Genomic DNA, 13,415 nt, shown 5'->3' on the forward strand with positions numbered 1-13,415 from the left:
CGACTTTAGCTGGCCATGGACAGGTTTCAAGCGAAAGCATTCCATTGGCGGGGCGCTTGCCGCTATCGCCTCACCTCCAGCACCGTGCGCGTCGACAAATAAGGCAGCAGGCGCTGCATCGCCTGCCGGGTCACCGCGACGCAGCCTTGCGTCGGCGTGAAGCCGGGGCGGGCGAGATGGAAGAAGATGGCGCTGCCCCGCCCGCGCCGGCGCGGCGAAATGTTCCAGTCGAGCACGATGCAGAAATCGTAGAGCCGGTCGGCGCGGCGCATGGTCTCATGGCTGGCCGCATAGGGCATCCTCACCGGCCGGTTGTAGTTCCGGTCGTCCGGCACCTCGCACCAGCCGAGATCGGCGCGAATCGGTTGCATCGGCAGCCGCGTCGCGCCGGCCCGGACATGGTCGTTGCGGAAGAAACCATGCAGCAGGCGCATGCGCGCGAGCGGCGTTGCGCCGTCGCCCTCGCGCTTGCCGGCGGCGATTCCGCCCTCGCCGAGGGCGCAGGGAAACCGCGCATTTCCGGCCTGCAGCAGTCCCTGCGTCGGCACGCCGGGCCGCGCCCGCACCACCAGATGCGGCAGTCCGCGTCCCTTTGCGGCAAATGTCTGCTTGCTCTCACGTTTTTTGGAGTATGATCGCATTCGCCGACAAATCACCGTGAGCGGGCTGTTTGGAGGGGCAGGTTCCGCATAAACGGACAACGGTCAATTGAAATGTGATTGCAGGACAACGGATTGGATCATGACATCGCGTACCATCCTGATTGTTGACGATGATGACGACCTCCGCGCCACCCTCGTCGAGCAGCTGTCGCTCTACGAAGAGTTCGACGTGCTGCAGGAAGCCACCGCCGGCAAGGGCGTGGCGACGGCGCGCGGCGGCATGGTCGATCTGCTCATCATGGATGTCGGCCTGCCCGACATGGACGGCCGCGAGGCGGTGAAGCTGCTGCGCAAGGGCGGCTACAAGGCGCCCATCATCATGCTCACCGGCCACGACACCGATTCGGACACGATCCTCGGGCTGGAGGCGGGGGCCAACGACTATGTGACCAAGCCCTTCCGGTTCGCGGTGCTGCTCGCCCGCATCCGCGCGCAGCTGCGCCAGCACGAGCAGAGCGAGGACGCCACCTTCTCCGTCGGGCCCTACACCTTCAAGCCGAGCCAGAAACTCTTGCTCGACCAGAAAGGTTCAAAAGTTCGCCTCACCGAGAAGGAAGCCTCCATCATCAAGTATTTGTACCGGGCCGGAGAGAAAGTCGTCACGCGCGACATCCTGCTCGAGGAAGTATGGGGCTACAATTCCGGCGTGACCACCCACACTTTGGAGACGCATGTCTATCGCCTGCGCCAGAAGATCGAGCGCGATCCTTCCAATGCCGAGATTCTTGTGACAGAAAGCGGCGGTTACAAGCTGGTTCCCTGACCGGTTGAGGCGGTAGGGGGCCGCCTCGGGGAGTGGGCCGGCCAGCGAATCGGGGACCGGATGGCGCTGGATGACGATATTCGCATCCTGTCCGGCGTGAGGCTGTTCGACGGCTTCACGGCCGAGCAACTGCGCCTGCTCGCCTTCGGCGCCGAGCAGATATCGCTGCCCGCCCACCGCCGGCTGTTCCGCGAGGAGGACGAAGCGGACGCCGCCTATGTAGTGGTGGCCGGCGAGATCAGCCTGTTCCGCGAGGAGGACGACGAGCGCCGGCCGGTGGCCGTCGCCGGGCCCGGCGCGATGGTGGGCGAGTTGGCGCTGATCGCCGACACGCGCCGCCTCACCAGCGCCGAGGCACGCAGCAGCGCCGACCTGCTGCGGCTCAGCCGAAAGATGTTCCGGCGCATCCTCGAGGAATATCCGGATACGGCGGTGATCCTCTACAAGCGCATCCACGCCGATTTCATGGCGCTGGTCGAGCGCATCGAGCAGATGGCGCCGCGGTTCGAGGGTTAGCGGCGCCGTCTAGGGCTCATCCTGTCCCGCCCGCCGCAAGCGCCGCTGCCCGATCCGCGTGGATCTGGAACAGTTTTGCAAAGCCGCTGATCTTGAACACCTCGTCGACCGCCTTGCTCATGCCCGCCAGCCGGAGCGGAACGCCGGTCGCCTTGCTGCGCCGCGCCGCCAAGAGCAGCACCCTGAGCCCGGCGCTGGAGATGTAGGTGAGCGCGGCGAAATCGACGAGCACCGGCCGGGGCTGGTCGAACAGCGGCAGCAGCGCCTCCTCCACCTCGCGCGCCGAATTGCTGTCGATGCGGCCGACCGGCGTGAGCACCGCGACCCCGTTTTCCGTCTCGTTCCGGATCTCCACGTCTGTCTCCTGTCGGTTCGCCGCCGTCACGCCCCGGCACGCTTGATGAGCGTCAGCAAATTATGGCCGTCAATGCGGCTGTAGCGGATGTCGTCCATCATGGCGCGCACGATATGGATACCGAGCCCGCCGACGGCGCGCTCGTCGATGTCGGCGTCGAGGTCGGGCTCGGCCGCCGCGGTCGGATCGAAGGCGCGCGCGTCGTCGCGCAGCCTTACCGTGAGGCCGCCGCTGGCGACACTGAGGTCGACCTGGATCTCATGTCTCCCCGCGTCTTCATAGCCGTAGCTGATCGTGTTGGTCAGCAATTCGTCGAGCGACAGGTTGACCGCATGGGCCAGCTCGTCGCCGAGCCCGTTGTCGGCGCAGAACGCATCGATGATCGGCGCGATCCGGCTGATCTCGGCGAGATCGTTGTGGATGGTCAGGTTGAGGACGGGACCGGACATCGCTGGGATTTCTACGCGGAGGCGGCGGGATCGGCAACGGGCAGGATTCGGTAGACGGCCTCGCGGCCGAACTTCTTGGGCAGGTCGAGCAGGCCGACATAGTCGGACCGGTAGGGCGGCCGGTACGGCTCCCCGAGCAGCCGCGCCTCGTGCTGCAGCGCGTCCATCTCGGCCTGCAGCAGCGCCACGAAATGCTGCGACGCGTAGACCTCGCCCGCCGAGCCGACCGCCTCGATGCGCGCCGCCCGGTTGACGTGATGGCCGTAGATCATGCTGCGCCCGGTGAGCGGATGCAGCCCGACATAGACCGGGCCGGCATGCAGCGCCACGCGGAAGCGCGGCCGGTTCGCCAGCCCGAAAACGTTTGGCTCGGTCACGCGGATGGTTTCCATCAGGGTCGCGGCATAGCCGGCGAGGTCGAGAGCCGTCTCGGCCGCGGCGTGGACGGCGTCGCCCCAGGTGTTGATCAGGATCGGCGCCGTGGCCCGCTGCTCGACGGTCTGCTGAACCTCGGCCAGAAAATCCCACAGGAACGGGATCTCGTCGTCGCGGATCGACGAATAGGTCGCCATGTCGGCGAAGAAGATGGCACGCACCACCAGGGTGCTGGTGCCCATCGCCAGCGCATTCAGGTCGGCCGCGATGTCGGCATTCCGGATTCCGGGCTGCGGATTGAAGTGCTCGTCGAGATCGTCGAGGTCGATCAGCGACAGATGCTCGAGCTCCGGCCACTGGTCCATGAAGTCGGCCGGGCTGCCGGGCTCGGCGGGCGCGGCCGGGCTCCAGACGGCGAGCAGCCGGGCGTGACCGCCGATCCGTCCGGCATGGACCCGCGCCATGCCTTGCAGCATCTGGTTGTTGAAGCGCAACAGCGTCTCGTCGCCGGGCAGCCGCTCGTCGCAGCTGACCTCGACCCGCGCGGCGGCGCCGCGCACCGCCTCGAAGCGGGCCTCCCACTCGGCGCCGGCCGGAGCGACATACTGGCCGACGAAGTCCTCGACCGGACATGGCAGGAACAGGTTGAGCTCGCCCGAGCGCGCCAGCAGTTCCTCGGCGAACAGCAGCTCGGGGCCTGCCGTTCCCGACGTGTAGCCGATGCCTGCCTGGTGGCGGTCCAACTCGCCGCGAATCTCCTGGCGCAACGCGGCCACCAGTTCCGCCGGACAGGCCTGCCCGCCGAGGCGATGGCCGGCGCAGAGCATGATGGTGGTTCCGGCGCTTGCCATGATGCTGGACGCGACCTACCCTGCGATTCCTCGATCGCCGCGACAATGCACCAGGATGCAGCGAGATCAAACAGGATCGCTTCGTTCGGTTACTTTTCCGGTTCGTGGGTTGTTCGCCCCAATTCCGCCGCGCTCGCCCAGCCTCCTCAGCTGCCTTCCATCTCCTCGCGTAGCATCTCCAGCTCCAGCCACTCGTCCTCCAGCGCCTGCAGCGTGGCGCGCTCCTTGTCGAGCGCGGCGATGGTCTTCTGGAAGCCGCCGGGATCGCGTGTGTAGAAGGCCGGGTCGGCGATGCGGTCCTCCAGCGAAGAAATGGAGGCCGAGACCGCCTCGATCTTCTTCGGCAGCGTCTCCAGCGCGAATTTCTGCTTGTAGGAGAGTTTTTGCGCCGGTGCCTTCGCTACCTGCGCCTCCCCGGCTGCCATACTGGTCGCTGCCGGCTTCTCCTGCTTGCGCCGGTCGGCCAGCCTGGTGCCGCCGCGTTGCGCCAGCATGTCGGAATAGCCGCCGGCATATTCTATCCAGCGCCCGCCGCCGTCCGGGGCGATCACGCTGGTGACGGTGCGGTCGAGGAAGTCGCGGTCGTGGCTGACCAGCAGCACCGTGCCGGCATAGCCGGCGACCAACTCCTGCAAGAGGTCCAGCGTCTCCATGTCGAGGTCGTTGGTCGGCTCGTCGAGCACCAGCAGGTTGGACGGCCGCGCCAGCACGCGGGCGAGGATGAGGCGCGCCCGCTCGCCGCCGGACAGCTCGCGGATCGGTGTGCGCGCCTGCTCCGGCTTGAACAGGAAATCCTTCATGTAGGAGACGACGTGCTTCTCCTCCCCGTTGACGACCAAGGTCTCGCCGCGTCCGTCGGTGAGGAAATGTCCCAGCGTCTCCTCCGGGTCGACGGCGCGCTTCTGGTCGAGCGTGGCGACCTCCAGGTTGGCGCCGAGCCGTACCGAGCCGATGTCCGGCGCGAGCTCGCCGGTCAGCATCTTCAGCAGCGTCGTCTTGCCGGCGCCGTTCGGGCCGACCAGGCCGATGCGGGCGCCGCGGGCGATGCGGGTCGAGAAATTGTCGACCACCGTCAGGTCGCCATAGCGCTTGCCGATCGCCTTGGCCTCGATCACCAGCTTGCCGGACTCCGCCGCATCGCTGGCCGCCAGGCTGACCAGCCCTTCCGGCCCGCGATGGCCGCGCAGGCGCTTGCGCATGTCCTGCAGGTCGCCGAGGCGCCGCATGTTGCGCTTGCGCCGCGCGGTCACGCCATAGCGCAGCCAGTGCTCTTCGCGCACGATCTGGCGCGCCAGCTTGTGCTGGTCGCGTTCCTCTTCTTCGAGGATCTGGTCGCGCCAGGCCTCGAAATGGCCAAAACCCTTCTCCAGCCGCCGCGTCTGTCCGCGGTCGAGCCACACGGTGGCGCGGCTGACGCGCTCCAGGAAGCGGCGGTCGTGGCTGATCAGGATGACCGCCGAACTCGTCCTGCCGATCTCCTCCTCCAGCCATTCGATCGTCTCGAGGTCGAGATGGTTGGTCGGCTCGTCGAGCAGCACGATGTCGGGCTGCGGCGCCAGCACGCGGGCGAGGGCGGCGCGGCGCGCCTCGCCTCCGGACAGCGAATCCGGCGTTTCCTCGCCGGTCAGCCCGAGATTTTCGATGAGGTAGGTGGCGCGGTAGGGATCGTCGGCCGGCCCGAGCCCGGTCTCGACATAGGCGCGGACGCTGGCGAAGCCCTCCATGTCGGGGATCTGCGGCAGGTAGCGGATCGTCGCCGACGGCTGGCGGAACACCTCGCCGTCCTGCGGCTCGACCAAGCCGGCGGCGATCTTGAGCAGCGTCGACTTGCCGGAGCCGTTGCGTCCGACCAGGGCGATGCGGTCGCCGGCGGACGCCGACAGCGCCGCCCCGTCGAGCAGCGGTGTGCCGCCGAAGGTCAGCCTTATCCCGTCGAGGGCAAGCAGCGGAGGGGCCATGTCAGTCCTGCAATACCGGATGCGCGATCAGCATGGCGCGGCCGCCGCCCAGCGTGATGGAGAGCCGGCCGCGCGTCTCGTTGGAGATTGTGAGCGACGAGCCGAAGGCGACCTCGACCTTGTCGAGCGGCCATTTCGCGCCGCCGACGGAGAGGCCCGAAAGCTCGGAGAAGGCGATGATGCTGAACAGCGTACCGGCGGGATAGCTGAACTCGGCCTCGCCCGGCAGCAGCGGGTATCCTTCCTGCGTGCCGCTGGTGAGCGAAACCGGCACGCCGCTTTCGGCAAGCCGCTGCGCCAGCGATAGATGCAGGAATTCGTGGTCGCTGCGCGGGCCGCCGAAGGCGCCGACCATCAGCAGCGCGGTGGCGCCGCGCTCGAACGCGATGTCGACCGCGAGCTCGCCGTCGGTCTTGTCCTTGTCCTGGGGGAAGCCCTGCCGCTGCACCGCCCGGAGATGCGCCGGCAGGCCATCCGGCTCGGAATCGAAGTCCCCGACCCACAGTTCGGGCACGACCCCGAGCGCCTCGGCATGCCGGATGCCCGCATCGGCGGCGATGATGCGCGTGCCGGCGATCTGGCGCGACACTTTGGGCGTCGGCACGAGATCGCCGCCGAGAAGCAGGGTGAACAGGCTCATGGGCCTGCGCTCTATCACGGGCGCGGGCGAAAACGGAAGCCGACAAAGCCGCTTGCGTGCAACACGGCCGAAGCCTATTGTCCGCGCCGCTCTAACGGGGTGTCGGCTGCGGATTTTTCGCGGTCCGGCTGAGAGGCGAGAACGCCAACCCGCTGAACCTGATCCGGCTCATACCGGCGGAGGGATTAGAAGCGATCGGAACATCCGGCGCCCAATTCCCTTCAACCCGAGAAGATGGAGGCGCCGATGCGCGGACTTTTGATGATCCTGTCCACCGTCCTGCTTGCGGCTGGCCTTGCGCCCGCCGCCGCGCAGGACAAATCCCTCACCGTCTACACCTATGAGAGCTTCACCGCCGAATGGGGGCCGGGTCCGCAGGTGGAAAAAGCCTTCGAGGCCGAATGCGGCTGCGACCTCAATTTCGTCTCGGTCGCCGACGGCGTGGCGCTGCTCAGCCGGCTAAGGCTGGAAGGCGCCGGCACCAAGGCCGACGTCGTGCTCGGCCTCGACACCAACCTGACCGCCGAAGCCAGGGCGACCGGCCTGTTCGCGCCGTCCGGCGTCGACCTCTCCGCCGTCACCGTGCCGGGCGGCTGGAGCGACGACATTTTCGTTCCCTACGACTACGGCTATTTCGCCGTGATCTACGATTCGGAGAAGCTGCAAAATCCGCCGGCGAGCCTGAAGGACCTTATCGAAGGCGACGCTTCGCAGAAGATCGTCATCCAGGATCCGCGCACCTCGACGCCCGGCCTTGGCCTGCTGCTGTGGGTGCGCTCTGTCTATGGGGACCAGGCGCCGGAGGCGTGGGCGAAGCTCAGGAAGCGGGTGCTCACCGTGACGCCGGGCTGGAGCGAGGCTTATGGCCTGTTCACCAAGGGCGAGGCGCCGATGGTGCTGTCCTACACCACCTCGCCTGCCTACCATGTCATCGCCGAGGGCACGGACCGCTACAAGGCAGCCGCCTTTCCGGAGGGCCACTACCTGCAGGTCGAGGTGGCCGGCATCACCACCCGGGGCGCCGACAACCCGCTGGCGAAGCAGTTCCTGGCCTTCATGACCGGCCCGGCTTTCCAGGACGTCATCCCGGAAACCAACTGGATGTTCCCGGCCGGCAAGACCGACAAGCCGCTCAACGCCGCCTTCGGCACGCTGGTGAAGCCGGAGAAGACGCTGGTCTACAGCCCGCAGGAGGTCGAGCAGAACCGCAAGGCCTGGATCGACGAGTGGCTGAAGGCGATGAGCGAGTAGGCTTGAGATAGCCTTCCAGGTGCCCGTCCCTTCGCACCCCCCTCTGTCCTGCCGGACATCTCCCCCACAAGGGGGGAGATTGGCCGTCATCGACGATTTCGCAAGTCACCAGCGTTGCAGGACAAGCGCCGAGCGCGAAGCCGCCAATCTCCCCCCTTGCGGGGGAGATGTCCGGCAGGACAGAGGGGGGTGCGAAGGAGCAGCAACTCTCGAGACTAGCCCAACAAGGCGAGTGCGGCGCCGTGCTTGACGCCCGCTCCGACCCCCGCATCCTCGCCGGCATCGTCGCGCTGGCGGCGATCGGCGTGCTGATCGGCGGCGCTTTCCTCGGGCTTCTGGTCGAGGGCATGCGCGACTGGTCGGGAGCGCTCGCCGCCTTCGATTCCTACCTCTTCCGCATCGCCCGCTTCACCGTCTGGCAGGCGGCGCTGTCGACGCTGCTCTCGATCGTCCCGGCGATGCTGCTGGCGCGCGCCCTGTCGCGGCATCCGGACTTCTTCGGCCGCGCCTTCATCCTAAAACTGTTCGCCCTGCCGCTGGCATTGCCGGCGATCGTCGCGGCACTCGGCCTGCTCGAGCTCTACGGACGGGCCGGCTATTTCGCCGGCCTGCTCGGCTGGTTTTCCGGCGGCGACTGGCCGGGCATCTATGGGCTTTCGGGCATTCTCGTCGCGCACGTCTTCTTCAACCTGCCGCTGGCGACCCGCCTCTTCCTCGAGGCACTCGACACGGTGAGCCCCGACCAGTGGCGGCTGGCGAGCCAGCTGGGCATGAGGGCGGGGCCTTCCTTCCGCTTCATCGAATGGCCGGTGCTGCGCGCCGCCCTGCCGGGCATCGCCGGCCTCGTCTTCATGCTATGCATCACCTCGTTCACGCTGGTGCTGACGCTGGGCGGCGGCCCGCGGGCGACGACGCTGGAGGTCGCGATCTACCAGGCGCTGCGCTTCGACTTCGACCCGGCCCGCGCCGTGGCGCTGACGGCGCTGCAGGTGGCGCTCACCGCCGCGGCCGTGTTCGCGCTGTCACGCCTCGGTGCCAATGTCACCGGCGAGGCCAATCTGAGTGTCGCCGCGCCGCGCCCGCCGGCCGCCGGCCCCGCCGAAACAGGCGTCAACGCGCTGCTGCTCGGCGCCGCCCTGCTGTTCGTCGCCGGGCCGCTCGTCGCGACTCTGCTTTCCGGCCTGCAGGCCGATCTCCTGCGCCTTGCCGGCGAGGCGACCGTGCGCAAGGCGGCCGCGACCAGCGTCGTGCTGGCGCTCGCCGCCTCCGTGCTGTCCGTGGCGCTGGCCTTCGCGCTCGTCGCGGCGCGGCGGGCGCTGGCCGTTGCCCGGCCGGGATCGCTGCTGGAGCGCGCCATGGACACCGGCGCCGGCTTCGTGCTGGTTGTGCCGCCGATCGTCATCGGCGCGGGCTGGTTCGTGCTGGCCCGGCACTTCGCCGACGTGTTCGCGCTCGCCCCGGTCATGGTGGTGACGGTCAATGCGGTGATGGCCATGCCGTTCGCCGTACGCGCCATCCGGCCGCGCTACGACGCCGCCGCCGAGCGCCACGACCGGCTGTGCGCCGCCCTCGGCATAAGCGGCTGGACCCGGGTCAGGCTGGTCGATGCCCCGGTGCTGAAGCGCGCCGCCGCCACCGCCGGCGCCTTCGCCATGGCGCTGTCGCTCGGCGACCTCGGCGTCGTCGCCCTGTTCGGCAGCGATGCCGTGCAGACCCTGCCCTACCTGCTGTTCTCCCGCATGGGCAGCTACCGCACCGCCGACGCCGCCGGCCTGGCGCTGCTGCTCGGCCTGCTCTGCCTGGCGCTGATGATGGTCGCCGACCGCCTCGCCCGGGAGAAGCCGCAATGAGCGGGCTGGACGCCGGAATCCGCATCGACGACGTCCGCTTCGATTATCCGGACATGAAGATGCTGTTCGACGTCGACATCCCTCCCGCCGTCGTCACCGTGGTGATGGGCGCCAGCGGCTCGGGCAAGTCGACGCTGCTCGACCTCGTCGCCGGCTTTCGGCAACCGGCGAGCGGGGGCATCCTGATCGCCGGCGCCGACGTCACCGCGCTGCCGCCCGACCGCCGGCCGGTGTCGATGATCTTCCAGGAGAACAATCTGTTCGCCCATCTCGACGTGGCGAAAAATGTCGGGCTCGGCCGCTCGCCGTCGCTCCGGCTCTCCAAGGCCGACCACGAGGCGGTGGCGCAGGCGCTCGCCCGCGTCGGGCTCGCCGGCAAGGAGCGGCGTCTGCCGCGCGAGCTTTCCGGCGGCGAGCGCCAGCGCGTTGCGATCGCCCGGGTGCTGGTGCGCGACCGGCCGGTGCTGTTGATGGACGAACCCTTCGCCGCGCTCGGACTGGCGCTGCGCGACGACATGCTCGACCTGATCGCCGCGCTGCAGTCCGAGCGCGGGCTCACGGTCGTGCTGGTGACGCACCATCCGGACGACGCCCGCCGCATCGCCGGGCACATGGTTTTCCTGGAGGATGGCCGGGTCGCCGCCGCCGGTCCGGCCGCCGCATTCTTCACCGAGGGTGGACCGGAGGCATTCAGGCGCTATATTGGCGCCGAGAGTCGCTCCGCCGAAACGCCGAGCGCTGCCCGGAAGCCGACATAATTGTGAGGCAGACGGGGCCGAACGGCCTCGCCATGCTGTCGGTCGTAGGCAGGCCAGCGACTCGCAAGGCCCGGCAGGCAGAATAGTCGGCTGAAGCGAAGGAAAGGAACCCGATCTGACCGATACCCTGACGAGACGCGAACTTTCGCAGGCCAAACCGCTTGCGAACGCCCGGCGTCTGGCATCGGTCGGGCTTGTCCTCGTGCTCGCCGGCTGCCAGGGTTTCCCGTCCGACGTGCGCGAATCCAACTTCCAGCCGTCCAACAATCCGGTCACGGTCGACAGCGTCAGCCGCAACAACAAGCTGGCCGAGCTGGCGCGCGCCCAGCACCCGCGCATCCTCGCCACCTATGGCGGCGAGTACTCCGATCCCAAGCTGGAGCGCATGGTCGCCAAGGTGGTGGGCAGCCTGACCACCGTATCCAACAACCCGACGCAGACCTACCGCATCACCATCCTCAACTCGCCCAACGTCAACGCCTTCGCGCTGCCGGGCGGCTACCTCTACGTGACGCGCGGCCTGCTGGCGCTCGCCAACGATTCAGCCGAGCTGGCGGCGGTGATCGCCCACGAGATGGGCCACGTCACCGCCAACCACGGCCTGCAGCGGCAGCAGAAGGAGGCGGAGGAGGTGCTGGCCACCAAGGTGGTCACCGACGTGCTCGGCGAGACGCCGAACGCCAAGCTGGCGCTGATCCGCGGCAAGCTCAGGCTCGCCCAGTTCTCGCGCAACCAGGAGCTGGAGGCCGATGCCATCGGCATCAAGACCAGCCAGCTCGCCGGCTACGATCCCAATGCGGCGGCGCGCTTCCTGCAGTCGATGTCGGACTACACCAATTTCCGCAACATCAGCGGCGCCACCGACCCCAGCCTCGACTTCCTCGCCAGCCATCCGAACGCACCGCAGCGCATCGAGCTGGCGCGCGCCCATGCCCGCCAGTTCGGTCCGCCTGGCACCGGCGCCACCGACCGCGACTCCTTCCTGGCCGGCATAGACGGCCTGCTCTACGGCGACACGCCGCAGGAGGGATTCGTGCGCGGCAACACCTTCCTGCACCCGAAGCTCGGCATCTCCTTCTCGGTGCCCTCCAATTTCGCCATCGACAATTCGGCGGCCGCGGTCACCGCCACCGGCCCGGGCGACATGGCTATCCGCTTCGACGGCGTCACGCTCGATGCCAAGGTCACGCTGCCGGACTACATCCGCAGCGGCTGGGTAACCGGCCTCGATCCGACGAGCGTGCGCTCCGAGACGATCAACGGCAACGAGGCGGCGATCGCCAGCGCGCGTGCCGAAGGCTGGCAGTTCGACATCACGGTGATCCGCGTCGGCGGCCAGGTCTACCGCCTGCTCACGGCGGCGCCGCTCGCCAACACCAGCATGAACGTGATCGCCCGCCAGGTCGGCGGCAGCTTCAAGGCGCTCAGCGACAGCGAAAAGGCGGCGCTGAAGCCGCTGCGCATCCGCGTGATCACGGTGAAGCCTGGCGACACGGTCGGCAGCCTGTCGGCGAAGATGGCCGGCGTCGACCGCAAGCTCGACCTGTTCCGGCTGCTCAACGCGCTGTCGCCCGTCGCTTCGGTCTCGGCCGGCGACAAGGTGAAGATCATTTCCGATCAGTAGCCCGCGGCCGCGTCGTCGAGTTTTCACGCGGCCGCGAAGTCTATTGCCCGGAAGCGGTGCTGGTCGAGCACTATCTGGAAGCCAGCTCGAACCCGGCCACGCCGAGGGCGACGTTCAGTCCGGTCTGGCCCTGCACGCTGACGGGCTGCAGCACGAAGTCGCGTGCCGACTGGCGCACAAGCACATTGGTGCCGACGCCCAGCGCCGCCGTCACTTCCGCGCCGACGCCGCCATAGCGGCCGGCGAGAGCGCCCGGGCCGTAGGCGTCGAAGCTGGTCGCCAGCACGGCCCATTTCATCACGCTCCCGCCGGTGAAGCCGAGATCGACGCCGTAGCGGCTGATGACGCCGGAGTAGGTTTCCGGAGGCAGGTTCGGCAGGGCAGGGTTGTAGGTGCAGGCGACCTGCTTGGTCGAGCCGAAGACGAAGCCGTCGCCGCCGGCGACGTTGCAAACCAGCATGCCGATCTCGACGTTGCCGGCCTGCGCGAAGGAGGCGCTGCCTGCCAGCGCGATTGCGGCGGTCGCCGCAAGAACAATTCTCTTCATCGGTCGAAACTCCTCAACAAAGGCCGCCCATCCCTCAACCGGCAACCCCGGCGGGCGGTTCCATCCGGAGCGGAGCCACGGGGTAGCTCACGGCGTTTTGAATTGGCCGATACCCGGGCCGTAAAGCCCGCGATCCCTAGGTGCCGAATGCTATTCGCCTACCGGCGGCGGTAACCGGTCCACATCCAGCCCAGCGCGGCGCCGAGGGCTATTCCGATCGTTGTGCCGATGGGCGTGCTGTCCATCGCCGAGCCGACGACGGCTCCGGCCCCGGTGCCCAGCGCGATGCCGAGAGCCATTCCGAAATATCGATCGATCATGGCCGTAATGATAGACCGCCCCTGAGGCGGGAATGCGATATCGCTTCCGCGAGCGGCACAAAACAAAAACCCCGCCGAAGCGGGGTTCCGGTAGCAACGAAAAGTTTCGGCTCAGATGCCGAGGCCTTCGTAGCGCTTCTTGAACTTGGAGAGGCGGCCGCCGCGGTCGAGCAGGGTCTGCTGGCCGCCGGTCCAGGCCGGATGGGTGGTCGGGTCGATGTCGAGATTCATCGTGTCCCCTTCCTTGCCCCAGGTCGAACGGGTCGTGTATTCCGTGCCGTCGGTCATGACGATCTTGATCGTGTGGTAGTCGGGGTGGATCTTCTCTTTCATCGGTCTGGTCCTGGCTGTCGCGGGGCGCTTGCCTGCCTGCGGCGATGCGCGCACTGTCAAAACGAATGAAGCCGCAGCTATTGGACGGCCGCGGCTACAAAAACGGTCGGCGGGCCTATACACCAGCCCGGTTTGAAGCACAAGCCGCCCGACCCGGAAGGAC

General features: G+C 68.0%; 15 protein-coding genes and 1 riboswitch. Of the genes, 6 read left to right on the forward strand and 9 right to left on the reverse strand.

Annotation, left to right across the window (positions count from 1 at the left end; all coding sequences use genetic code 11):
* Positions 1–62: 62 nt before the first annotated feature.
* Positions 63–641, reverse strand: a complete 579-nt coding sequence (locus C7I84_RS16920) for a L,D-transpeptidase family protein (protein WP_106773392.1) — start codon at positions 639–641, stop codon at positions 63–65.
* 100 nt (positions 642–741) lie between these two features.
* Between C7I84_RS16920 and C7I84_RS16925 the strand changes: the two genes are divergently transcribed.
* Positions 742–1,425, forward strand: a complete 684-nt coding sequence (locus C7I84_RS16925; protein WP_106773393.1) for a response regulator transcription factor — start codon at positions 742–744, stop codon at positions 1,423–1,425.
* 60 nt (positions 1,426–1,485) lie between these two features.
* Complete coding sequence (locus C7I84_RS16930; RefSeq protein WP_106773394.1) at positions 1,486–1,941, forward strand: cyclic nucleotide-binding domain-containing protein; 456 nt, start codon at positions 1,486–1,488, stop codon at positions 1,939–1,941.
* Between the two features lie 16 nt (positions 1,942–1,957).
* On the opposite strand, the gene C7I84_RS16935 is transcribed toward C7I84_RS16930, so the two are convergent.
* From C7I84_RS16935 to C7I84_RS16955, 5 genes are all read right to left on the reverse strand, one after another.
* Positions 1,958–2,296 (reverse strand): STAS domain-containing protein, encoded by a 339-nt coding sequence (locus C7I84_RS16935; protein WP_165816107.1) that lies wholly within the window; start codon positions 2,294–2,296, stop codon positions 1,958–1,960.
* 26 nt (positions 2,297–2,322) lie between these two features.
* Positions 2,323–2,745 (reverse strand): ATP-binding protein, encoded by a 423-nt coding sequence (locus C7I84_RS16940; RefSeq protein ID WP_106773396.1) that lies wholly within the window; start codon positions 2,743–2,745, stop codon positions 2,323–2,325.
* A gap of 11 nt (positions 2,746–2,756) precedes the next feature.
* Positions 2,757–3,971, reverse strand: coding sequence for an adenylate/guanylate cyclase domain-containing protein (locus C7I84_RS16945; protein WP_106773397.1), 1,215 nt, complete (start codon positions 3,969–3,971; stop codon positions 2,757–2,759).
* A 146-nt stretch (positions 3,972–4,117) separates the two neighbouring features.
* Positions 4,118–5,929, reverse strand: a complete 1,812-nt coding sequence (locus tag C7I84_RS16950; RefSeq protein ID WP_106773398.1) for an ABC-F family ATP-binding cassette domain-containing protein — start codon at positions 5,927–5,929, stop codon at positions 4,118–4,120.
* 1 nt (position 5,930) lies between these two features.
* Entirely contained in the window at positions 5,931–6,569 is a 639-nt protein-coding gene (locus C7I84_RS16955) for a thiamine diphosphokinase (protein WP_106773399.1), read from the reverse strand.
* Positions 6,570–6,654: 85 nt separating this feature from the next.
* Positions 6,655–6,771, forward strand: a riboswitch (TPP riboswitch).
* A gap of 44 nt (positions 6,772–6,815) precedes the next feature.
* Between C7I84_RS16955 and thiB the strand changes: the two genes are divergently transcribed.
* The 4 genes from thiB (at position 6,816) to C7I84_RS16975 (ending at position 12,052) form a co-directional block, all read left to right on the forward strand.
* Positions 6,816–7,820, forward strand: a complete 1,005-nt coding sequence (thiB, locus tag C7I84_RS16960) for a thiamine ABC transporter substrate binding subunit (protein WP_106773480.1) — start codon at positions 6,816–6,818, stop codon at positions 7,818–7,820.
* 242 nt (positions 7,821–8,062) lie between these two features.
* Complete coding sequence (thiP, locus tag C7I84_RS16965) at positions 8,063–9,670, forward strand: thiamine/thiamine pyrophosphate ABC transporter permease (protein ID WP_245428473.1); 1,608 nt, start codon at positions 8,063–8,065, stop codon at positions 9,668–9,670.
* The gene (thiQ, locus tag C7I84_RS16970; protein WP_106773400.1) at positions 9,667–10,428 is read left to right on the forward strand and encodes a thiamine ABC transporter ATP-binding protein; all 762 of its coding nucleotides are present in this window, start codon (positions 9,667–9,669) and stop codon (positions 10,426–10,428) included. The genes thiP and thiQ overlap by 4 nt, the downstream gene beginning before the upstream one ends.
* A gap of 202 nt (positions 10,429–10,630) precedes the next feature.
* Positions 10,631–12,052 (forward strand): M48 family metalloprotease, encoded by a 1,422-nt coding sequence (locus C7I84_RS16975; protein WP_245428474.1) that lies wholly within the window; start codon positions 10,631–10,633, stop codon positions 12,050–12,052.
* 70 nt (positions 12,053–12,122) lie between these two features.
* Here C7I84_RS16975 and C7I84_RS16980 read toward each other — a convergent pair whose 3' ends face one another.
* From C7I84_RS16980 to rpmE, 3 genes are all read right to left on the reverse strand, one after another.
* Positions 12,123–12,599, reverse strand: coding sequence for a DUF992 domain-containing protein (locus C7I84_RS16980; protein WP_106773402.1), 477 nt, complete (start codon positions 12,597–12,599; stop codon positions 12,123–12,125).
* A 158-nt stretch (positions 12,600–12,757) separates the two neighbouring features.
* Positions 12,758–12,919, reverse strand: a complete 162-nt coding sequence (locus C7I84_RS30050) for a hypothetical protein (RefSeq protein ID WP_165816102.1) — start codon at positions 12,917–12,919, stop codon at positions 12,758–12,760.
* A gap of 111 nt (positions 12,920–13,030) precedes the next feature.
* Complete coding sequence (gene rpmE / locus C7I84_RS16985) at positions 13,031–13,252, reverse strand: 50S ribosomal protein L31 (protein WP_106773403.1); 222 nt, start codon at positions 13,250–13,252, stop codon at positions 13,031–13,033.
* Between the last annotated feature and the right edge of the window lie 163 nt (positions 13,253–13,415).

Origin of the sequence: Kumtagia ephedrae (assembly GCF_003012745.1) — a bacterium.
GTDB lineage: Bacteria > Pseudomonadota > Alphaproteobacteria > Rhizobiales > Rhizobiaceae > Kumtagia > Kumtagia ephedrae.

What these genes read in the sequence shown, in the direction of transcription:
- C7I84_RS16940 (WP_106773396.1), bottom strand. Translation starts at nt 2,745, where the DNA reads ATGTCCGGTCCCGTCCTCAACCTGACCATCCACAACGATCTCGCCGAG.
- C7I84_RS16980 (WP_106773402.1), bottom strand. Translation starts at nt 12,599, where the DNA reads ATGAAGAGAATTGTTCTTGCGGCGACCGCCGCAATCGCGCTGGCAGGC.
- rpmE (WP_106773403.1), bottom strand. Translation starts at nt 13,252, where the DNA reads ATGAAAGAGAAGATCCACCCCGACTACCACACGATCAAGATCGTCATG.
- C7I84_RS16930 (WP_106773394.1), top strand. Translation starts at nt 1,486, where the DNA reads ATGGCGCTGGATGACGATATTCGCATCCTGTCCGGCGTGAGGCTGTTC.
- C7I84_RS16945 (WP_106773397.1), bottom strand. Translation starts at nt 3,971, where the DNA reads ATGGCAAGCGCCGGAACCACCATCATGCTCTGCGCCGGCCATCGCCTC.
- thiQ (WP_106773400.1), top strand. Translation starts at nt 9,667, where the DNA reads ATGAGCGGGCTGGACGCCGGAATCCGCATCGACGACGTCCGCTTCGAT.
- C7I84_RS16950 (WP_106773398.1), bottom strand. Translation starts at nt 5,929, where the DNA reads ATGGCCCCTCCGCTGCTTGCCCTCGACGGGATAAGGCTGACCTTCGGC.
- C7I84_RS30050 (WP_165816102.1), bottom strand. Translation starts at nt 12,919, where the DNA reads ATGATCGATCGATATTTCGGAATGGCTCTCGGCATCGCGCTGGGCACC.
- C7I84_RS16925 (WP_106773393.1), top strand. Translation starts at nt 742, where the DNA reads ATGACATCGCGTACCATCCTGATTGTTGACGATGATGACGACCTCCGC.
- C7I84_RS16955 (WP_106773399.1), bottom strand. Translation starts at nt 6,569, where the DNA reads ATGAGCCTGTTCACCCTGCTTCTCGGCGGCGATCTCGTGCCGACGCCC.
- C7I84_RS16920 (WP_106773392.1), bottom strand. Translation starts at nt 641, where the DNA reads ATGCGATCATACTCCAAAAAACGTGAGAGCAAGCAGACATTTGCCGCA.
- thiB (WP_106773480.1), top strand. Translation starts at nt 6,816, where the DNA reads ATGCGCGGACTTTTGATGATCCTGTCCACCGTCCTGCTTGCGGCTGGC.